This is a genomic window from Protofrankia sp. Cj5 (genome assembly GCF_917627405.1).
Taxonomy (GTDB): domain Bacteria; phylum Actinomycetota; class Actinomycetes; order Frankiales; family Frankiaceae; genus Protofrankia.
The window spans coordinates 22191-43302 of record NZ_CAKJTO010000006.1 but is presented as its reverse complement, the minus strand read 5'-3'; the positions used below and the strand labels follow the sequence as shown (position 1 = coordinate 43302).

The following is a 21112-nucleotide window of genomic DNA, read 5'->3' as shown; positions in this document are numbered from 1 at the left end:
GATCCGGAGCGGTGCGTGATCATGACAGCGGTCCAGGCCGAGCATGCCGATGTCATCGTTGTCGGCGCCGGACCAGGCGGATCGGCGGCCGCGTATCACCTGGCCCGTACCGGGCTTGATGTCGTCCTCCTGGAGAAGACGAGTTTCCCGCGGGAAAAGGTCTGCGGTGACGGGCTCACGCCGCGAGCCGTCCGCAGCCTGATCGAGATGGGCATCGACACCGGGACTGATCCGGACCGGGACGCCTTGGACCGGGACGCCTTGGACCGGGACGCCTTGGACCGGGACGCTTTGGGCGGGAATGGCGTTCGGGCGGACTCTGGATGGGCACGGAACCGCGGCCTGCGGATCATCAGCGGCCGGGCGCGGCTCGAGCTGCCCTGGCCCGAGCTCGCCAGCTGGCCGGACTACGGCCTCGTCCGTCCCCGGCGCGACTTCGACGAACTGCTCGCCCGGCATGCGCAGGGCGCGGGGGCCAGGCTGCGGGAGCGGACCGCGGTCACCGGACCGGTCCTCGACGAGCGTACGGGCCGGGTCATCGGCGTGAGCGCGAAGGCCGGCCGCGGCGGGGAACCGGTCGAGTTCCGCGCTCCGCTGGTGATCGCCGCTGACGGCAACAGCGCGCGGATGGCCCTGTCGCTCGGCATCGGCCGCCGCGAGAACCGTCCGCTCGGGGTCGCCGTACGCCGGTACTATCGCAGCCCCCGTACCCACGACGACTTCCTGGAATCCCATCTGGAACTGTGGGAGGGCGCGCCGGGAGCCTCCCGCCTGCTTCCGGGCTACGGTTGGATCTTCGGTATTGGGGACGGGACGAGCAATGTCGGGCTCGGGATCCTGAACACCACCAGCGCCTTCCAGAACACCGACTACAAGGATCTGCTCCGGCGCTGGCTCGGCGGCCTCCCGCCGGAGTGGGGCTACACCGAGGAGAACGCGACCGGCCCGGTACGCGGCGGCGCGCTGCCGATGGCTTTCAACCGCACGCCGCACTATCGCGACGGCCTCATGCTCGTCGGGGACGCGGGCGGTGCGATCAACCCGTTCAACGGTGAGGGAATCGCCTACGCCATGGAGTCCGGGCGCCTCGCCGCCGAGGTAGCCGTGCAGGCACTGGCCCGCGCGGGGGGAGCGGCGCGGGAACGGGCCTTGCAGGCATACCCGCATGTCCTCCAGCAGCGATACGGCGGCTATTACACCCTTGGCCGGATGTTCGTCCAGTTGATCGGGAACCCGGCCGTGATGCGGACGGCAACCCGGTACGGGCTGCCGCGACCGACGCTCATGCGCTTCACCCTGAAGCTGCTGGCGAATCTCACGGACCCGCGGGGAGGTGATGCGCTGGATCGTCTGATCAACGCGATGTCCACGCTCGCACCCGCGACCTAGGTCGACGAGCATGCGATCATGGTTTTCTCCGTAGGCTCGGCGGCGCCGAAGGCTATCGGCGGCCAACGAGTTCGCGCGATTATGGTTGTTTCGCGCAATCGGCGGCCCCGGGGCCGCCAGCGGGTCGAAACGTGCCTCGGCGGATGCCGCCGGACATCACCTGCCGCTCCGGGGCAAACCGGTGTGAACCTTCGGATCGGATGTCGCGTAGGCTCCCTGGCGCGATCCGATCAGCTAGCCCCGGGTCGCTTGGAAATGATCGTCAACCGCGCACCGCCACTGCCACATTCCGCACGAGACCTGCAGAGAGGAGCTCGGCATGCTGTCGAATTACGTGCCGATCCTCGTACTTTTAGTAATCGCGGCAGCGTTCGCGATCGGATCTGTGATCATGGGGTCGCTGGTCGGCCCGAAGCGGTACAACCGCGCCAAGCTCGACGCCTATGAGTGCGGAATCGAGCCGTCGCCCGAGCCGGCCGGTCCGCACCGGTTCCCGGTGAAGTTCTACCTGACCGCGATGTTGTTCATCGTTTTTGACATCGAGATCATTTTTCTGTACCCGTGGGCGGTCGCCTTCGGGAGCCTGGGGATCTTCGGGCTGGTCGAGATGGTGTTGTTCATCGCCACCGTTTTCGTCGCCTACGCGTACGTGTGGCGGCGTGGAGGCCTCGAATGGGACTAGAAGAGAAGCTGCCGGGCGGCCTGCTGCTCACGACCGTCGAGAAGATGGCCAACTGGTCGCGGCGGTCCTCCCTGTGGCCGGCGACTTTCGGGCTGGCATGCTGCGCCATCGAGATGATGTCGACGGGCGCGGGTCGCTACGATCTCGCCCGGTTCGGCATGGAGGTGTTCCGGGCCAGCCCGCGCCAGGCTGACCTTATGATCGTCGCGGGCCGGGTCAGCCAGAAGATGGCCCCGGTGCTGCGCCAGATCTATGACCAGATGCCCGAGCCCAAATGGGTGCTCTCGATGGGCGTGTGCGCGAGCAGCGGCGGGATGTTCAACAACTACGCCATCGTGCAGGGTGTGGACCACATCGTCCCGGTGGACATGTACCTGCCGGGCTGCCCGCCGCGGCCGGAGATGCTCATGGACGCGATCCTGAAGCTGCACGAGAAGATTCTCACCGGCACGGTGACAGGCAAGCTCGAATACACGAAGATCGGCGAGTCGCCCTACCCGAAGCCGATCGAGGTGGCTACCGCGCGGGCCGGTCTGCCGGCCGGGGCGCTGGAAACCAGTACGTTGTCGGTCAACGACCGTAAGCGGTTCCGCCTTCCCGCCGGTGCCCCGGTGCCGACCGGGGCCGGCGCGGTCGAGCCGTCACTTGACACCCGTCGGCCCGCTTCGATCGCGCCCGGCTCGGTGTTCGGCCGGATGAAGCGCCCCGTGCCCGGCGCGAAGCCGGCCGGCGAAGCCCGTCCGACCGGTGGGCCGCGTTCGCCCGCTGGCGGTGCGATCGGTGACAACCTGGGTGCGGTGCCGGCCGCCGGGGCCGTAGCGGATCACGGGGACGAGACATGAGCGAGATCCCGGCGGGTTCGGGCGAAGCGCGGGGCACGCCGGCGAAGCCCGCCGCGCGGGGGGCACTGGCGGAGGCAGCGGGCAGCGGGGGATCGCGTCGGCGTGACGCCTTCGGCGCGTCCGGTTCCGGCGACACCTCCGGTTTCGGTGGTCTCGTCGAGAACCTTCCGGCTCCGGCCTCGACCGCACGGCCCTTCGGCGATCCTGATGCCGACACGGTCTACGACGCCTTGGAGCGCTCTTTCCCGCAGCTCACCGAGGCACTCGAGCGAGTGGTCGTCGAGCGTGGGGAGCTGACGCTGCATGTGCGGCGGGACTACCTGCTCGCGGTCGCGCGGACGCTGCGGGACGATCCGGGCCTGCGCTTCGAGCTGCTGTGCGGGGTCTCCGGCGTGGACTACCCCGACGACTCGACCGGCCGGCGGCTGCACGCCGTCTACCACCTGCTGTCGATGACCTGGCGCCGCCGCGTCCGGGTCGAGGTCGCTCTTGCCGACGATGACCCGGTTGTCCCGAGTGTCATGGGCGTCTGGCCCACCGCGGACTGGCACGAGCGGGAGACCTACGACTTCTTCGGCATAGTCTTCTCCGGTCGCGACAGCCTCACCAGAATCATGATGCCGGACGACTGGACCGGTCACCCACAGCGCAAGGACTATCCGCTTGGCGGCGTGCCCGTCGACTACAAGGGCGCCCAGGTGCCGGCGCCCGATGCGCGGCGGAGCTACTCGTGATCGTCCGTATCTCCCCGCGCCGTGGGCTTCACCCGCGCCGTCCCACCGCGCGCCGTCCCACCGCGCGCTGTCCTTACCAACGAGGTTCGTTATGACCACCCATGCCGCCGAGACGTCCAGCGCATCCAGCGCATCCAGTACGTCCAACACATTCGCCAGGCCGCCGGCCGACGATGTCCCCGCGGATGTCCCCGCTGGCGTTCCCGCGGCCGCCTACGAGGCCGGCTTCACCGAATCGGCGAGCGGACGGGTCTACACCGTTACCGGTGGTGACTGGGAGCAGGTGCTCGGCGCTGGCGAGGACTACACCGAGCGCCTCACCGTCAACATGGGCCCGCAGCACCCGTCCACCCACGGGGTGCTGCGTCTCGTCCTGGAGATCGAGGGCGAGACGGTCGTCCAGACCCGGGTCGTGATCGGTTACCTGCACACCGGGATCGAGAAGAGCTGTGAGTTCCGTACCTGGACGCAGGCGGTCACCTTCCTCACCCGGGCGGACTACCTCTCGCCGCTGTACAACGAGACGGCCTACTGCCTGGCCGTGGAGAAACTGCTCGGTGTCACCGAGGAGATCCCCGAGCGGGCGACCGTCATCCGCGTGCTGGTGATGGAACTCCAGCGGATCGCCTCCCACCTGGTGTGGCTCGCCACCGGGGCGATGGAGATCGGCGCTACCACCGGGATGATTTTCGGTTTCCGGGAGCGCGAGAAGATCCTGGATCTCCTGGAGGCGATCACCGGTCTGCGGATGAACCACGCCTACATCCGGCCTGGCGGGCTGGCCCAGGACCTTCCCGACGGGGTCGAACGCGACATCCGGGCCTTCCTCGACGACATGCCGAAGCGGATCAGGGAGTACCACGCCCTGCTGTCCGGGCAGCCGATCTGGAAGGGCCGCATGGTCGATGTCAATTACATCGACGCGGCCAGCTGCATCGCGCTCGGCGTGACCGGACCGGTGCTGCGCGCGGCCGGACTGGCCTGGGACCTGCGCAAGACCATGCCGTACTGCGGTTATGAGACCTACGACTTTGATGTCCCCACCTCGCTGGATGCCGACTCCTACGCCCGCTACCTCGTGCGGCTGGAGGAGATGGGCGAGTCGCTGAAGATCATTGAGCAGTGCCTGGCCCGCTTGCGCCCCGGCCCGGTGATGATTGCCGACAAGAAGATCGCCTGGCCGGCGCAGCTGTCCATCGGCACTGACGGGATGGGTAATTCGCTTGATCACATTCGTAAGATCATGGGTACTTCGATGGAAGCTCTGATCCACCACTTCAAACTGGTCACCGAGGGCTTCCGGGTCCCGGCCGGGCAGGTGTACACAGCGGTGGAGTCGCCCCGCGGTGAGCTCGGTTACCACGTGGTCAGCGACGGCGGTACCAGGCCGCACCGCGTCCACGTCCGTGATCCAAGCTTTGTCAACCTGCAGGCGGTCCCGGCGATGACCGAAGGCGGCCAGATCGCGGACGTGATCGTCGGCGTGGCGTCCGTCGACCCGGTGCTCGGGGGAGTTGATCGCTGATGCCGATGACCGAACGGACTCGCGCCGCCGTGCGGGACATCATCGCCCGGTACCCGCAGGGCCGTTCCCGCTCGGCCCTGCTGCCCATGCTGCATCTCGTACAGGCAGAGGACGGTTGTGTCACGGCTGAGGGGATCGAGTTCTGCGCTACCGAACTCGGTATCACCCAGGCCGAGGTCAGCGCGGTCGCGACCTTCTACACGATGTACAAGCGCCAGCCGGCCGGCGACTGGCTGGTGTCGGTCTGCACGAACCTGTCGTGCGCGCTGCTCGGCGGCGAGGACGTCTACGCCCGGCTTTCCCAGCATCTCGGCGTCGGCCACGATCAGACGACGCCGGACGGCGCGATCACCCTGGAGCATGCGGAGTGCCTGGCGGCCTGCGACTACGCACCGGTGATGACCGTGAACTACGAGTTTTTCGACCAGGTGGACCCGGATTCCGCCGTTGAGATCGTGGACGCGCTCCAACGCGGCGAACGCCCGGTGCCGACCCGCGGCGCGCCGTTGTGCACGTTTGTCGAGGCGTCCCGGCAGCTGGCTGGTTTCCACGACCCGCGCCCCGGCGCGGTGGCCGGGCCGGGGGTGGGCGAACCATCCGTCGCGGGTCTCCTGATCGCGGACGCCGGCACGCCGGCCGGCACCGCGGCCGGTGCTGCCAGGCGGACCCACACCGTGCCGACCGACCATCCGACGAAGGGGAGCTGACCATGCCGGTCACCCCGGTCCTCACCGGACGCTGGAACACTCCGGAGTCCTGGACGCTCGCCACCTACGAACGCACCGACGGTTACCAGGCGCTGCGCCAGGCGCTGGAGATGGGTCCGGACGGCATCATCGGGCTTGTCAAGGACTCCGGTCTGCGGGGCCGCGGTGGCGCCGGCTTCCCCACGGGCATGAAGTGGAGCTTCATCCCGCAGGGGGACGGCAAACCGCACTACCTGGTCATCAACGCGGACGAAGGCGAGCCCGGCACCTGCAAGGACGCGCCGCTGATGATGGCCGACCCGCATTCGCTGATCGAGGGCATCATCATCGCCTCCTTTGCGGTGCGGGCGAACCACGCCTTCATCTACCTGCGCGGGGAACTGGTGCACTGCGGGCGCCGGCTGCGGGCCGCGGTCGCCGAGGCCTATCACGCCGGCTACCTCGGCGCCGACATCCTCGGCAGTGGGTTCAGCCTGGACCTGGTCGTCCATTCCGGCGCCGGTGCCTACATCTGCGGCGAGGAGACCGCGCTGCTCGACTCCCTGGAGGGCCGCCGCGGCCAGCCTCGGCTGCGCCCACCCTTCCCGGCGACGCACGGGCTGTACGCATCGCCGACGGTGGTCAACAACGTCGAGACCATCGCCAGCGTCCCGTACATCGTCCGGCGCGGGGTCGAGTGGTTCCGATCGATGGGCCGAGAGCGTTCCCCCGGGCCGAAGATCTACAGCCTGTCCGGGCACGTGACCCGTCCGGGCCAGTACGAGGCACCGATGGGAACCACCCTCGCCGAGCTGTTGGAGATGGCCGGCGGCATCCGCGGGGGGCGGCGGCTGAAGGCCTGGACGCCTGGCGGATCCTCGACACCGATGCTCACCGCCGACCATCTCGACGTCCCGCTGGACTTCGAAGGCGTTGCCGAAGCCGGTTCGCTGCTTGGCACGGCCGCTATTATGATCATGGACGAGACCGTCGACATGCTCAGGGTCGTCCGGCGTCTCACCCAGTTCTACGCGCACGAGTCGTGCGGCAAGTGCACGCCGTGCCGGGAGGGGACGCCGTGGATGGTGGGCATCCTGTCCAGGCTTGAACGCGGTGAAGGCGACGTAACGGACGTCGATACCCTCCTTGACGCCTGTGACAATATCTTCGGCCGGGCTTTCTGCGCCCTTGCCGACGGCGCGACCTCGCCGATCGTCTCGGGAATCACGTTCTTCCGGGACGAGTTCCTCCGGGCCGTGCCCACTGGGTCCGCGCCGGGCCATGCCGGTACCGGCGCGCTGGCCACCGAATCCGCCGTTACCGAATCCGCCGCCACCGACAGCGTCGCCGGTTCGCCGGACGCCCTCGCGAGAGCTCACTGATCACTATGACAACCGTGTCGACGAGCAGCGCCTCGCAGCCCCCGGCCGTGCCCACACCGCCGGATCTTGTCACCCTGACCATCGACGGCCAGCCGGTCAGCGTTCCCAAGGGAACGTTGATCATCCGTGCGGCCGAGCTCCTCGGGATCGAGATCCCACGGTTCTGCGACCATCCGCTGCTGGACCCCGTCGGGGCCTGCCGGCAGTGCATCGTCGAGGTCGAGGGGCAGCGCAAGCCGGTCGCCTCCTGTACGACGACCGTGTCGGCCGACATGGTCGTGCGCACCCAGCTCACCTCGCCCGTCGCTACCAAGGCGCAGGCGGGGACGCTGGAGTTCCTGCTGCTCAACCATCCGCTGGATTGCCCGGTCTGTGACAAGGGCGGCGAGTGCCCGCTGCAGAACCAGGCCATGGCCAACGGCAAGGCCGTCTCCCGGTTCAAGGAACCCAAGCGGACGTACCCGAAGCCGCTGGCCATCTCCACCGAGATCCTGCTCGACCGGGAGCGCTGCGTGCTGTGCGCGCGCTGTACCCGGTTCTCCGCGCAGATCGCGGGTGACCCGTTCATCGAGCTGTTCGAGCGGGGCTCGGACGAGCAGGTGGCGGTCGCGGAAGGTGAGCCGTTCCACTCGTACTTCGCCGGCAACACCGTGCAGATCTGCCCGGTGGGGGCGCTCACCAGCGCGGCCTACCGCTTCCGCGCACGGCCGTTCGACCTGGTCTCCACCCCGACCACCTGTGAGCACTGCGCCGACGGATGCGCGCTGCGGACCGACCACCGCCGCGGCAAGGTGATGCGGCGGCTCGCCGCTGAGGACCCGGCCGTCAACGAGGAGTGGAACTGCGACAAGGGCCGGTTCGCCTTCGCCTACGCCAGCGCCGCTGACCGGCTGCGCACGCCGTTGGTCCGGGACGACTCCACCGGCGAGCTCGTCGAGGCCTCCTGGACCGAGGCGCTCGCGTTCGCGGCCCGCGGGCTCGCGGAATGCCGGGACCGTCATGGCGTCGGCGTCCTGGCCGGCGGCCGGCTGACCCGCGAGGACGCCTATGCCTACGCCAAGTTCGCCCGGCTTGTCCTGCGCACCAACGACGTGGACTTCCGCACCCGGCCGCACTCGGCGGAGGAGGAGGAGTTCCTGGCCCACGCCGTTGCCGGTACCGGCATCGGGGTGACCCATGCGGATCTCGAGTGCGCACCCGCCGTGCTGCTGGTCTGCCTGGAGCCCGAGGACGAGGCACCGATCATCTTCCTGCGGCTGCGCAAGGCCGCGGCCAAGCGGGGGACGGCGGTCTTCGCGCTGGCGCCGTTGGCCAGCCGGGGGCTGGCCAAGATGGCGGGGACGCTGCTGCCCGTCACCCCCGGTGGGGAAGCGGCGCTGCTGTCGAGCCTGGCGGCCGGGGATGGGACAGCCGGTCGCGCGCTGCGAGCGCCCGGGGCTGTCATCCTGGTGGGGGAGCGGGCCGCGCAGGCGCCTGGCACCTTCACCGCGGTCCTCCGGCTCGCGGAGGTGACCGGCGCGCGCCTGGCGTGGGTACCGCGCCGCGCCGGTGAACGGGGCGCCCTCGCCGCGGGCGTGCTGCCCTCGTTGCTGCCGGGTGGCCGCCCGGTCGCGGACGCGGTGGCCCGCGCCGAGGTCGGGACCGTCTGGGGCGAGGCCGTCCCAGCGCGGCCGGGCCGCGACACCGCGGCCATCCTTGCCGCCGCGGCTGCCGGTGAGCTCGATGGACTCGTCGTCGCCGGGATGGACGTCGACGACCTGCCGGATCCGGCCGTGGCGCTGGAGACGATCGCCTCGGTGCCGTTCTGCGTGTCGCTGGAGGTTCGCCGGTCCGCGGTAGCTGAGGTCGCCGATGTCGTTCTGCCGGTCGCGCCGGTGGCGGAGAAGGCGGGCTCGTTCGTCAACTGGGAGGGACGCCTGCGCGCGTTCCAACGGGCGCTGGAGACGCCGGCCCTCGCCGACCTGCGGGTGTTGGACATGCTTGCCGCCCATCTCGGGGTGGCGCTGGGTGTCGCGGACCCCGGCGCGGCCGCCCGCGAGCTCAGCAGGATCGGCCGTGCCGGTGCCGAGGTTCAGCGGGCGCCGGCACCGGCGGTCACACCGCCGGTGCCGGCTGAGCCGCCCGCCGGTCAAGCCGTCCTGGCCAGCTGGCACCAGCTGATCGATGACGGTCGGATGCAGGACGGCGAGCCCTATCTCGCGGGGACGGCCCGTCCGCCGAAGGCCAGACTGTCCGCGGCGACAGCCGGTGAGATCGGAGCGGTCGACGGCGATCTGGTCGCGGTCGCCAGCGACCGTGGGACGATCACCCTGCCTCTGGCGGTCGCGGTCATGCCTGACCGGGTGGTGTGGGTCCCGACGTATTCACCGGGGTCACACCTCCACCGCTGTCTGGCACCCCGCGCGGGCGAGCTGGTACGGGTCGGCGTGGCTGCCCGCACCCCGGCGAACGGCCGCGATCAGGCCCGCGCGCTGGCCACGGCCCAGGCCGGTCCCGCCGCCGTGGACGCCGCCATGGACACCGCCATGGACGCCGCCGCTGCCCAGACCTCGAAGGGCCGGTCATGAGCTATCCATCCTCGTTCGGGGCACCCGCGGTTCCGCCGCTGGCCGCCGCCGGAGATCCGGATCTGTCGGTCTTCGGTGGTGACCCGCTCTGGCTGATCCTCCTCAAGGCTGTCGCGGTGTTTGCCTTCCTCCTGCTGATGACGCTTTTCGCGATCGTGTTCGAGCGCAAGGTGGTCGCTCGGATGCAGCAGCGTGTCGGCCCGAACCGGCACGGGCCCAAGGGCTGGCTGCAGAGCCTTGCCGACGGCGTGAAGCTGATGCTCAAAGAGGACATCATCCCGGTTCTCGCGGACCGGCCGGTCTTCATCCTCGCGCCTGTCGTCTCAGCGATCCCCGCCTTCCTGGCCTTCTCGGTGATCCCGTTCGGGCCGGAAGTGTCGATCTTCGGTCATCACACCGCACTGCAGCTCGCGGACCTGCCGGTCGCGGTGCTGTTCGTGCTGTCCGCGTCGTCGCTGGGCGTGTACGGGCTCATTCTCTCCGGCTGGGCGAGCGGGTCGACCTACCCGTTGCTGGGTTCCCTGCGGTCGGCAGCACAGATCATCTCCTACGAGGTCGCGATGGGGCTGTCGTTCGTCGCGGTCTTCCTCAACTCGGGGACGCTGTCGACGTCGGGCATCATCGCTGGCCAGCGCCACTGGTGGAACGTGGTGCTGGTGCCGTCCTTCATCATCTACTGCATCGCGATGGTCGGCGAGACCAACCGGACGCCGTTCGACCTCCCCGAAGCCGAAGGCGAGCTGGTCGGCGGCTTCCACACCGAGTACAGCTCGATCAAGTTCGCCTTCTTCTTCCTTGCCGAGTACATCAACACGGTCACCGTGTCGGCGGTGGCGACGACGCTGTTCCTCGGCGGGTGGCAGCCGCCGCCGATCCCGTACTTCTCGCACTTCGACACCGGCTGGTTCCCGGTGATCTGGTTCGTGCTGAAACTACTGGCCTTCCTGTTCCTTTTCATCTGGCTGCGCGGCACCCTGCCGAGGCTGCGTTACGACCAGTTCATGGCGTTCGGCTGGAAAGTCCTGATTCCGGTCGGGCTTGTCTGGCTGCTCGCCGTGGCGACGTTCAAGGTATATCGAGAGAATGTCACCGACCGGACGCCGTGGCTGATCGGCTTCGGGATCGCGGTGGGAATTCTTTTGATCATTACGCTGGTCGACCCCGGCGCTCGCAAGCACGCCGAGCGTCTCGAGGCCGCTGAACGGGAGCGCACGCGCAACGCACCCAGCCTGGACAGGATTCCGTGGCCGCCACCGCAGCCGTCGTCGAAGTCACCGTCGCCGCCGTACGGCCCCGGCCCGAATCGCCCATCTTCCGTCATCGTCGCGGGTGGACCGCGTCAGGAGAGCTGAGCCATGGGGATCCTCGACCCCTACAAGGGTTTCGGCGTCACCTTCTCGACCATGTTCAAGAAGCCGACGACCGAGCAGTATCCGGAGGAGAAGAAGGCGACCGCGCCCCGCTTCCACGGCCGGCACCAGCTCAACCGCCATCCTGACGGGCTGGAGAAGTGCGTCGGGTGTGAACTGTGCGCCTGGGCGTGCCCGGCGGACGCGATCTACGTCGAAGGCGCCGACAACACCGAGGCGCAACGCTATTCCCCGGGGGAACGGTACGGGCGTGTCTACCAGATCAACTATCTGCGCTGCATCCTGTGCGGCCTGTGTATAGAGGCGTGCCCGACCAGAGCGCTGACCATGACAAACGACTACGAGCTCGCCGACGACAGCCGCACTGACCTCATCTTCACCAAGGAACAGCTGCTCGCCCCGCTGCGGGAGGGGATGACGGCGCCGCCGCATCCGATGTTTCTTGGCGAGAGCGAAACGGACTACTACCGGTTTGACCCGAACCGTTCGGGTCCGTTCGACGCCTCCGGGGCCAGGGCCGCGGACTTCACGCCCGAGGGCGGCGCGGGCTCCGGGTCACCCGGCCTGGACGCGGTGTCCGGCGGGGATCCGGAGCTGGTCCGATGAACGCCGCGATCCTGGTTCAGGCGGCGGGTGAGTTCACCCGGACGTCCGGCGGTGAAGCCGCGACATTCTGGGTCCTCGCCCCGGTCGCGGTCCTCGCCGCGCTCGGCATGGTGCTCGCCCGCAGCGCCGTTCACGGTGCGCTGCTGCTGGTCGTGAACCTTTTTTGCCTGGCCGTGTTCTACCTGCTACAGGACGCGCCGTTCCTCGGTTTCGTACAGATCATCGTGTACACCGGGGCAATCATGGTGCTGTTCCTGTTCGTGCTCATGCTTGTCGGGGTGGACTCCGCCGACTCGCTTGTGGAGACCCTGCGGGGCCAGCGGATGGCGGCGATCGTCCTCGGGGCCGGGTTTGCCGGGCTCCTGGTGTTCCCGATTGGTGGTGTGATCAGCGGGACGAAAGCCGCTGGGCTTGCTGCCGCCAACAACGGCGGCAACATCCAGGCGATCGCCCGTCTGCTGTTCACCGACTACGTGTTCGCTTTTGAGATCGTGTCCGCGCTGCTGATCATTGCGGCGGTCGGCGCGATGATACTTGCTCATCGTGAGCGGGCCGGTGGCAAAATCACGCAGAAGGAGATGCTGCGGCGGCGTTTCGCCGCTGGCGGCCCCGTCACCCCGGTGCCGGGACCAGGCGTGTACGCGAGGCCCCAGGCGGCTGATGTGACGCCAGCGCTTCCGCCCGCTTCTGACGATCCCGGTCATCCCGGTGATTCCGGTGATTCCGGTGATTCCGCTGGCGGGGACGCGGACAGCCCGCACCCGGTCGGGGCCGGAAAGGGGGCAGCGCGATGAATCCCGCGAACTATCTGATTCTGTCCGCGCTGTTGTTCACGATCGGTGCGGTGGGCGTCCTGCTACGCCGCAACGCCATCGTCGTGTTCATGTGCGTCGAGCTGATGCTCAACGCGGCGAACCTGACCCTGGTCACGTTCTCCAGGATCAACGGAACGCTGGACGGCCAGATCATCGCCTTCTTCGTGATGGTCGTCGCCGCCGCGGAGGTGGTCATCGGCCTGGCAGTCATTCTCACGATTTTCCGGACCCGCCGCTCCGCCTCGGTGGACGACGTGAATCTGCTCAAGTACTAGGGCGTGTCTGATGAATGTTGATCGATGCGGACGATGATCCAGAAGGTCTCCAGCCCGCCGATCGACGGCCGTGGTGCCGGGCGCGGCGACGAAGTGGCGGCCGGAATTCCGGTTACGGCAGAACGGACGATGAGCGCAGTGACGCATATACATCTTGGCCATGCATCCAGTGCCGATGAGCACTGTGCCGATGAGCACTGTGCCGATGAGCAGAGTGCCGACGCATCCGGCGGCCGTGCCGATGGTAACGAGGTACGCCATGCCGCATGAGCCGCACTACGCCTCCGCCACTGGCATCTTCTCGGTGATGTGGCTGTTGCTGGTGCTGCCGCTGGCGGGGGCGGCGATCCTGCTGCTGGGTGGGCGCCGTACCAACCGCTGGGGCCATCTGCTGGCTACCGCGGCCGCCGCCACGAGCTTTGTCGTGGCGCTGCTGCTGTTCTTCGCGCTGCTGGGGCGTAGTGGCGACGATCGGGCGGTCTCGCAGCACCTGTTCTCCTGGATTCCGGTCAACAGCTTCCAGGTGGACGCCGGGCTGCTCTTCGATCAGCTGTCCGCGCTCTTCGTCCTGCTGATCACTGGTGTGGGGACACTCATCCACGTCTACTCGATCGGTTACATGGCGCACGATCCGGCCCGGCGGAAGTTCTTCGCCTACATGAACCTGTTCCTGGCGTCGATGTTGCTGCTCGTGCTCGGTGACAACTTCCTCGTCCTCTATGCCGGCTGGGAGCTGGTCGGTCTCTCGTCCTATCTGCTGATCAAGTTCTGGGAGGACAGGCCGGCCGCGGCGACCGCCGCGAACAAGGCCTTCTATATGAACCGGGTGGGCGATGTCGGGCTGGCCCTGGCCGTCATGTTCATGTTCGCGACGGTCGGCAGCACGAACTTCGACACGGTGTTCGGCGCGGCGGCCGCGGGTGTGATCGGTTACGGGACGCTGACCGCGATCGCCCTGCTGCTCCTGTTGGGCGCCTGCGGGAAGTCCGGTCAGTTCCCGTTGCAGGCCTGGCTGCCGGACGCGATGGAGGGCCCGACCCCGATCTCCGCGCTCATCCACGCGGCCACGATGGTGACGGCCGGGGTGTATCTCATCGCCCGAGCCAATCCGATCTTCACAGAGACCCAGGCGGCCCGGACCGTAGTCGTGATCATCGGTGCCGGCACCATCCTGATCGGCTGCGTCATCGGCTGTGCCTACGATGACATCAAGAAGGTGCTCGCCTATTCGACGGTGAGCCAGATCGGTTACATGTTCCTGGCTGTCGGTCTCGGTCCGGCGGGCTACGCGCTCGGCATCATGCACCTGCTCGCGCACGGCTTCTTCAAGGCGGGGCTGTTCCTCGGCGCTGGCTCGGTGATCCATGCCATGAACGACGAGCAGGACATGCGAAAATACGGTGCCCTCTGGCGGCTGATGCCGGTCACCTGGGCCACCTTCGGTATCTGCTACCTCGCAATCATCGGGTTTCCACCGCTGTCCGGCTTCTTCACCAAGGACAAGATTATTGAAGCTGCCTTCGACAAGGGTGGGACCAGCGGATACCTGTTGGGATCGGCCGCGTTGCTCGGCGCGGGGATAACCGCCTTCTACATGACCCGGCTGTTTCTCATGACCTTCCACGGTGAGCGCCGCTGGTCGGACAAGGGGCCGCGGGCGGTACACCCGCATGAGTCCCCGAGGGTGATGACCGGCCCGATGATCCCGCTCGCGATCGGAGCGGCGGTTGCCGGTGGGCTGTTCGTGCTCGGTGGTTCCGTGCAGAACTGGCTGGCGCCGGTCGTCGGCGAGAGCGCGGAGGAGGGCGTGCACACCATGTCCCCGGTGGTTCTCACGGCACTCACCCTGCTTGTCGCCGCCGGTGGCTTCGCTGGCGCGTACCTGCGCTACCAGCTCCGTCCGGTCGAGGCCGTGGCCCCGCCCGACGCGGAGGTGGGCCTGGTGACCGTTGCCGCGCGGCACGATCTCTATGCGAACACCTTCAACGAAGCCGTGTTCATGCGTCCAGGTCAGTACGCCACCCGGTTCCTGGTCTGGCTGGACACCGTCGGGGTGGACGGTGCGGTCCGCGGCAGCGCCGCGGCGGTCGGCGGCCTGTCCGGGCGGCTGCGCCGGACCCAGACCGGATTCGTCCGCTCCTACGCGCTGTCGATGTTGGGAGGTGCCGTTCTCGTGGTCGGCGCGCTGTACCTGGTAAAGGTTGGCTGACGTGAACAGCTTTCCCTGGTTGACGACCCTGCTGGTCATTCCTGTCGTGGCGGCCGTTGTCGTGCTGGCCGTCCCGCGGCGGTTCGCCACGCTGGCCAAGCAGATCACGCTGGTTGTCACACTTGTGGAGTTCGGGCTGGCGCTGTTGGCCACCATCGCTTATGAGCCGTCCCGGGCCGGCTTTCAGTTTGCCCAGAAGTACTCCTGGATCAGACAGTTCGGGGTTTCCTACTCGGTGGGTGCCGATGGCATCTCGCTGGTTCTCATCCTGCTCGCGACGCTCCTGGTGCCGGTTGTCGTCCTGGCTTCCTGGGACGAGGTGACAGGCCCCGCGCCGGCCGCTGCCGCCCGTGCCGCCCGTGCCGCCGATCCGGGCGGGGCGGCTGCCGGCCCGGCTGCCGGTGTTGTGAGCAGGCGCAGCGTTCCCGCCTTCTTCGCGCTTCTGCTCGTTCTCGAGGCGGGGATGGTCGGCGTGTTCGCGGCGACCGATGTTTTCCTGTTCTACGTCTTCTTCGAGGCCATGCTGATCCCGATGTACTTCCTGATCGGGAGCTATGGAGCGGTGAAGGAGCAGGCGCAGCGTTCCTACGCCGCGGTGAAGTTCCTGCTGTACAGCCTGTTCGGCGGACTGTTGATGCTCGCCGCCGTGATCGGCCTGTATGTGGTCTCGGCCGATCAGCTGGGAACCGGCACATTCGATTTTGCCACCCTTCGTCAACTTGACATCACTCCGGGCGTCCAGAAGCTGTTGTTCCTGGGCTTCTTCATCGCGTTCGCCATCAAGGCGCCGCTGTTCCCCTTCCATACCTGGCTCCCCGACGCTGGCGCGCAGTCGCCGACCGGCGGCGCGATCCTGCTGGTGGGGGTCTTGGACAAGGTGGGTACCTTCGGGCTGATCCGGTACTGCATCCCACTGTTCCCGAAGGCCTCGTCCTACTTCGCGCCCATGGTGCTCGCCCTCGCGGTGATCGGAATCTTCTACGGCGCGCTGCTGGCCATCGGCCAGCGGGACATGAAACGCCTGGTTGCCTACACCTCCTTGGCGCACTTCGGCTTCATCGCCATGGGAACCTTCGCGCTGACGTCGCAGGGTGGGACGGGCGCGGTGTTGTATATGGTCAATCACGGTCTGTCCACGGGTCTGCTGTTCCTCGTGGTCGGCTTCCTGGTGGCCCGGCGTGGCAGCCGGGACGTCAGCGCCTATGGCGGGATGGCTCGGGTGACGCCGGTCCTGGCGGGGGTCTTCCTGATCGCGGGCCTGTCGTCGCTGGCGCTGCCCGGTCTGAACAGCTTTGTCAGCGAGTTTCTGGTGCTGGTCGGAACGTTCACGCGCTACCGGGCGCTGGCGATCGTGGCCACCTGCGGCATCGTGTTGGCCGCCGTCTACATCCTGTACCTCTACCAGCGGACCATGACCGGTCCGCTGGTCGGTGAGCAGGCTCGGGGGGTACTCGATCTCAGCCTTCGAGAGAAGATCGTTGTTGCTCCGGTAGTCGTTTTGATCATCGCCCTTGGTGTCTACCCGAAGCCCCTTATCAACATCATCCGTCCGACCGTCACGGCGACGTTCGAAGACGCCGGGCACACCGATCCGGCACCCACCATCCCCGTGAACGCAAGTCAGGCCGGAGGCCATTCGTGAGCGCTCCACCAACCGCCGTCCTGGCCCAGGACGCGCTGGCCCAGAGCATCCAGGGGACGATCGACGTCCCGCCGATCCAGTACGCGGCGTTGAGTCCGATCATCATCGTGTTCGGTGTGGCGCTGGCGGCTGTCCTCATCGACGCGTTCGCGTCGGCGAGGACACGCCGGCTCCTCCAGCCGCCGCTGGCAGCCGTTGGCTTCGCGGTGGCGTTCGTCGCGGTCGTGTTGCTGCACGGCCAGCGGCAGATCCTCGCGGCGGGCGCGGTGGCCATCGACAGCCCTACGTTGTTCCTGGAAGGCGCCATCCTGCTGTTCGCCTTCCTCGCGGTGCTGCTGGTCGCTGAGCGGCGGCTGGACTCCTCCGGAGGCGCGATCGTGGCCTCCGCGGCGGTTACCCCCGGTTCACCGGGCGCGACCGCCGCGCGGACTTCCGCCGCTGTGCAGACCGAGGTATACGCGTTGATGGCCTTCTCGGTGGCCGGGATGCTGCTGTTCGTCTCCGCCAACACGCTTCTGGTCATGTTTGTGGCGCTGGAGATCCTGTCCCTGCCGCTCTACCTGCTCGCCGGCCTCGCCCGTCGGCGGCGGCTGCTGTCCCAGGAAGCCGCGATGAAGTACTTCCTGCTCGGGGCGTTCTCCTCGGCCTTCTTCATCTACGGCCTTGCCTTCCTCTACGGCTATGCCGGCAGTGTCGATCTCGGCCGGATCGCCGATGCCGCGGGTACGGCCACCGCGAACGACACCTACCTGTACCTGGGCATGGCTCTTCTCGGTATCGGGCTCTTTTTCAAGATTGGTGCGGTGCCGTTCCACTCGTGGACCCCTGACGTCTACCAGGGCTCACCAACACCGATCACCGCGTTCATGGCCGCGGGTACGAAAGTGGCGGCATTCGGGGCGTTGCTGCGGGTTTTCTATGTGGCCTTCGGTGGGCTGCGCTGGGACTGGCGTCCCACGGTCTGGACGATCGCCATCATGACCATGGTGGTCGGCGCGGTGTTGGCGCTGACTCAGCGTGACATCAAGCGGATGCTGGCCTACTCGGCGATTGCGCACGCCGGCTTCCTGCTCACCGGTCTCGCCGCGGCGAACAGCGACGGGCTGCGCGGGTCCCTGTTCTATCTGGTCGCCTACGGTTTCACCACGATAGCCGCGTTCGGCCTCATCACCATGGTCAGGACCGCGGATGGTGAGGCGAGCGATCTGTCCCAGTGGCAGGGGCTGGGGCGGCGCTCTCCGGTCCTCGCGGGGATTTTCGCCTTTCTCCTGCTTGCTCTTGCGGGTATCCCACTGACCAGCGGATTCACCGGAAAGTTTGCTGTCTTCCAGGCCGCCGTCGCTGGGAACGCGACACCGCTTGTGGTGGTCGCCCTGGTGACGAGCGCGATCGCGGCCTTCTTCTACGTTCGGGTGATCGTGTTGATGTTCTTCCAGGAACCGGTGATGGATGGCCCGATAGTCGTCACCCGGCCGACGTTGACCTACGCCGCCGTCGGTGTTGGCGCGATCATGACGCTGCTGCTGGGAGTCGCGCCACAGCCCCTGCTCGACCTTGCCGGTACCGCGGCCACGTCCGGCTTCGTACGCTGACGAACATATGAGTGCAACCGGGCTGGATCTCACGGGGATCAGGACAGATCCTGATCTTGGATATGCTGTTCGCCTTGGGCTTGACAAGGTCGAACGGATGCTGCGCACGGCCATCCACAGCGACGTGCCCTTCGTCACCGAGACGTCACGGCATCTCGTGGATGCCGGTGGCAAACGGTTCCGACCAATGCTCGTGCTGCTGGCGGCCCACTTTGCCGACCCCGACGCCGTAGGCGTCGTCCCGGCTGCGGTGGCGATCGAGCTCACTCACCTGTCGACCCTCTACCACGATGACGTCATGGACGAAGCTCCGTTGCGGCGGGGATCGGCATCGGCGAACGTCCGCTGGACCAACACGATCGCCATCCTGACCGGTGATTTTCTGTTTGCCCGTGCCTCTGACATCACCGCTGATCTGGGCCCCGCGGCCACCCGTATCCTGGCGCGCACGATAGCGACGCTGTGTGAGGGGCAGATCCGGGAAACGGTCGGCCCGGCCGCGGGACAGGATCCTGTTGATCATCATCTGCGTGTGATCACAGAGAAGACCGCGTCGCTGATCGCGGCCTCCGGTCGGCTCGGCGCCATGCTCGCTGGCTCCGATGCTTTCACCGCGGACACCCTTGCCGCGTTCGGTGAACGGTTTGGAGTGGCCTTCCAGCTTTCCGATGATCTGATCGATGTGGCCTCGGACGAATCGGCCTCGGGCAAGACGCCCGGCACCGATCTGCGTGAGGGCATCCCCACGCTGCCGGTGCTTTATGCGCTACAGGAGGGCGATGCTGCCGCGGCCAGGCTGCGCGATCTGATCGGGGACGGGTTCACCGCGGAGGGGGCCCTCGCGGAGGCGTTGGATCTGCTGCGTGGCCATCCAGCTATGCGGCGGGCTCGTGCCGAGGTAATCCGTTGGGCGAGCGATGCGCGTGACTGCCTGGCCTCGTTGGAGAAGGGCCCGGCCAGGGCCGCGCTGGAGGCGCTTGCTGACTATGTGGTGGATCGCACCGGATGATCACGGTGGTTGCGGTTTCCGGCACACCGCGGAAAGCTGGCCGGGACCGTTGAGAACGGCCGCCCACTCGGGCTGACGGGCGAGATCCGAGTGAGCGGCTCGTGGCGATGATTTTTATCGACTGTGCGGCCAGACCGGCGCAACGTCGTGGAGTTTCAACACGCTGTTCGAAAGATCCTGGATCGGGATACTCGCATTTACCGGAGTCGGGGCCGGAGCCGGAGTCGTGGTGGCCGGCGCGGCGGCTGTTTGCCCGGCGGCGTTCGGTGACTGCTGCCCAGGGGCAGTCGCGGAACCGCCGGTCTGCCCCACCGCTCCGGCGGTGGGCGTGCCGGTGGTGGCGGTGGGAGTGGCGGGAGCGGTAGGAGTCGGCGAAGCGGCTGGTGGCGGGCTGGCCGGAACCGTCGGCGAGGTGGCGTCGCCCGCGCCGGGCTGGGCCGGGTCCTGCGGGACGGTTGTGGCCTGCCCAGTGTTGGCCTGGGCAGCGGTAGCGACCTGTCCGGTAGCGGTGGGGACCGATCCGCTGGATGTCCCGTCGGTGGACGCCCCGGGGGTACCGGCCGGTGCCGGGGGCGCGGGTACGCCGGCCGGGATGCCGGCGGCGGGCACGCTGCCCGGCAGGTTCAGCTGCGGCCCGCCGATACCATCGGCCGCTGTGATCGGCCCGGTCCCCGCGGCGGCCCGGCCGGAAATGAGCGATCTGCTCCGGGCATCCGGTGGGAAGAGCCTTGCCGGCGGCTGGTGGGTACCGTATGACGCCTGGGTGGGGAGCGACCTGGTGAGTGACGCTCCTATACCGATCCCCGCGCTGGGCGTGGTCTCCATGGTCGCGGGACCGGTGATCGACGTGTCATTGCTCCCCGACAATGCCAGACCGGTCAGTATTACCGAGATGCCGGCCAGTGACGCGGTGCCGGCGACGACCAAGCGGCCGCGCCCCTGCTTTGCGGTGACGCGCCGGTGCGCGCCCCGGGAGCGGGCGGCGTTCGATCGAGTGCTGTCTGACTGAACGTTGCCGCTGCTGGGCACCGGCATGCCCGGCACCGGTCTGGCTGTCCGTTCCTCGGCGACCTTCGCCGTCCACGCTTGTCGCCGGTCCATCGGCGCGGCGGCAGTCACCGTGATCTGAGTACGCCGGGCTGAGCTGCTGACCGAGATCGGGCCGGTTACCGTATCGAGTTCGCCGGGTTCCAGCAGCTGGTGGCGGGGGAGGAACAGCGCCCCCGCGGGTCGTGGCGCCGGGGCTGCCCCGTGAGCCGGGCTGGCGGTCTCTGGGCTGACGCTCGGATGGGCATGACCGCGATCCGAGCGGCGTGGATTACTCGCTGTCTGCCGTGAATGCCGGCCGGCGGAGTGGCTACCCACAACCCACCTCGAATCTTGACTCGGGTGCGACATGAGGATACATCCACATTGTTCGGGCTTGCCGGCGACGAGGCGGTTCGTTGTGCACTGCTCCTCCGGATCAGTCGCTGATGGTAGCCCCCGAACCCCACCACCCGCCTGACTGATCCGGATTGATTCAGAAAGACGGATTCGGGACGCCAGTTGGTCTATGACCCTACCCGACTGGATATGGGCATCCGCGAGGGAGGTGGACAATTTTGCACCAAAAGTACTATCCGGATGTGGAGTGAGTGCGCCTCACGATCTCGATCGCTCTTCTGGCTGAACGGGTCGGAGCGCGGGGTGCCCGGATGCCCGGATGGGCCCGGCCCGTCGGGTGTCGACAGGTCGGGCCCATCCGGGCCGTGATTCGGTTCAACGGCTTAGAGCGCCCGGCAATA

The 21112-nt window shown here is 67.8% G+C and carries 18 protein-coding genes; all 18 read left to right on the top strand.

Translation table 11 applies throughout. From position 1 onward, the window contains the following. The first annotated feature begins 21 nt into the window (after positions 1-21). The 18 genes from MJ777_RS03065 (at position 22) to MJ777_RS02980 (ending at position 20334) form a co-directional block, all read left to right on the top strand. On the top strand, positions 22-1389 hold the full coding sequence (locus tag MJ777_RS03065) for a geranylgeranyl reductase family protein (protein ID WP_239373000.1): 1368 nt from the start codon (positions 22-24) through the stop codon (positions 1387-1389). A 322-nt stretch (positions 1390-1711) separates the two neighbouring features. Next, positions 1712-2071 carry an NADH-quinone oxidoreductase subunit A gene (locus MJ777_RS03060; RefSeq protein WP_239308493.1) on the top strand — a complete coding sequence of 120 codons (360 nt, stop codon included), beginning with the start codon at positions 1712-1714 and terminating at the stop codon, positions 2069-2071. Next, complete coding sequence (locus tag MJ777_RS22970; RefSeq protein WP_370651424.1) at positions 2062-2913, top strand: NADH-quinone oxidoreductase subunit B family protein; 852 nt, start codon at positions 2062-2064, stop codon at positions 2911-2913. Before MJ777_RS03060 ends, MJ777_RS22970 begins: the two co-directional genes overlap by 10 nt. Then, on the top strand, positions 2910-3647 hold the full coding sequence (locus tag MJ777_RS03050) for an NADH-quinone oxidoreductase subunit C (RefSeq protein ID WP_239308479.1): 738 nt from the start codon (positions 2910-2912) through the stop codon (positions 3645-3647). Before MJ777_RS22970 ends, MJ777_RS03050 begins: the two co-directional genes overlap by 4 nt. Before the next feature lie 91 nt (positions 3648-3738). Further along, positions 3739-5172 carry an NADH-quinone oxidoreductase subunit D gene (locus MJ777_RS03045; RefSeq protein ID WP_239308478.1) on the top strand — a complete coding sequence of 478 codons (1434 nt, stop codon included), beginning with the start codon at positions 3739-3741 and terminating at the stop codon, positions 5170-5172. Next, positions 5172-5879, top strand: a complete 708-nt coding sequence (nuoE, locus tag MJ777_RS03040; protein WP_239372974.1) for an NADH-quinone oxidoreductase subunit NuoE — start codon at positions 5172-5174, stop codon at positions 5877-5879. Before MJ777_RS03045 ends, nuoE begins: the two co-directional genes overlap by 1 nt. Positions 5880-5881: 2 nt before the next feature. Continuing rightward, on the top strand, positions 5882-7240 hold the full coding sequence (gene nuoF, locus MJ777_RS03035; RefSeq protein WP_239372968.1) for an NADH-quinone oxidoreductase subunit NuoF: 1359 nt from the start codon (positions 5882-5884) through the stop codon (positions 7238-7240). A 5-nt stretch (positions 7241-7245) separates the two neighbouring features. Beyond that, the gene (locus MJ777_RS03030; protein WP_239372966.1) at positions 7246-9807 is read left to right on the top strand and encodes an NADH-quinone oxidoreductase subunit G; all 2562 of its coding nucleotides are present in this window, start codon (positions 7246-7248) and stop codon (positions 9805-9807) included. Further along, entirely contained in the window at positions 9804-11159 is a 1356-nt protein-coding gene (gene nuoH / locus MJ777_RS03025; RefSeq protein WP_239372964.1) for an NADH-quinone oxidoreductase subunit NuoH, read from the top strand. The genes MJ777_RS03030 and nuoH overlap by 4 nt, the downstream gene beginning before the upstream one ends. Positions 11160-11162: 3 nt before the next feature. Continuing rightward, positions 11163-11783 carry an NADH-quinone oxidoreductase subunit NuoI gene (nuoI, locus tag MJ777_RS03020; RefSeq protein WP_239308473.1) on the top strand — a complete coding sequence of 207 codons (621 nt, stop codon included), beginning with the start codon at positions 11163-11165 and terminating at the stop codon, positions 11781-11783. Further along, positions 11780-12577 (top strand): NADH-quinone oxidoreductase subunit J, encoded by a 798-nt coding sequence (locus tag MJ777_RS03015; RefSeq protein ID WP_239308472.1) that lies wholly within the window; start codon positions 11780-11782, stop codon positions 12575-12577. The genes nuoI and MJ777_RS03015 overlap by 4 nt, the downstream gene beginning before the upstream one ends. Continuing rightward, positions 12574-12873, top strand: a complete 300-nt coding sequence (gene nuoK / locus MJ777_RS03010; protein WP_239308471.1) for an NADH-quinone oxidoreductase subunit NuoK — start codon at positions 12574-12576, stop codon at positions 12871-12873. Before MJ777_RS03015 ends, nuoK begins: the two co-directional genes overlap by 4 nt. 33 nt (positions 12874-12906) lie before the next feature. After that, positions 12907-13143: a hypothetical protein gene (locus MJ777_RS03005; RefSeq protein WP_239372962.1), complete on the top strand. Its 237-nt coding sequence runs from the start codon at positions 12907-12909 to the stop codon at positions 13141-13143. Beyond that, entirely contained in the window at positions 13133-15082 is a 1950-nt protein-coding gene (gene nuoL, locus MJ777_RS03000) for an NADH-quinone oxidoreductase subunit L (protein WP_239372960.1), read from the top strand. The genes MJ777_RS03005 and nuoL overlap by 11 nt, the downstream gene beginning before the upstream one ends. A 1-nt stretch (position 15083) precedes the next feature. Then, positions 15084-16724: an NADH-quinone oxidoreductase subunit M gene (locus MJ777_RS02995; protein ID WP_239308470.1), complete on the top strand. Its 1641-nt coding sequence runs from the start codon at positions 15084-15086 to the stop codon at positions 16722-16724. A gap of 20 nt (positions 16725-16744) precedes the next feature. After that, on the top strand, positions 16745-18316 hold the full coding sequence (gene nuoN / locus MJ777_RS02990) for an NADH-quinone oxidoreductase subunit NuoN (RefSeq protein ID WP_239372998.1): 1572 nt from the start codon (positions 16745-16747) through the stop codon (positions 18314-18316). Positions 18317-18323: 7 nt separating this feature from the next. Beyond that, positions 18324-19325, top strand: a complete 1002-nt coding sequence (locus tag MJ777_RS02985) for a polyprenyl synthetase family protein (RefSeq protein ID WP_239308469.1) — start codon at positions 18324-18326, stop codon at positions 19323-19325. A gap of 226 nt (positions 19326-19551) precedes the next feature. Next, complete coding sequence (locus MJ777_RS02980) at positions 19552-20334, top strand: hypothetical protein (protein ID WP_239308468.1); 783 nt, start codon at positions 19552-19554, stop codon at positions 20332-20334. Positions 20335-21112 lie beyond the last annotated feature (778 nt).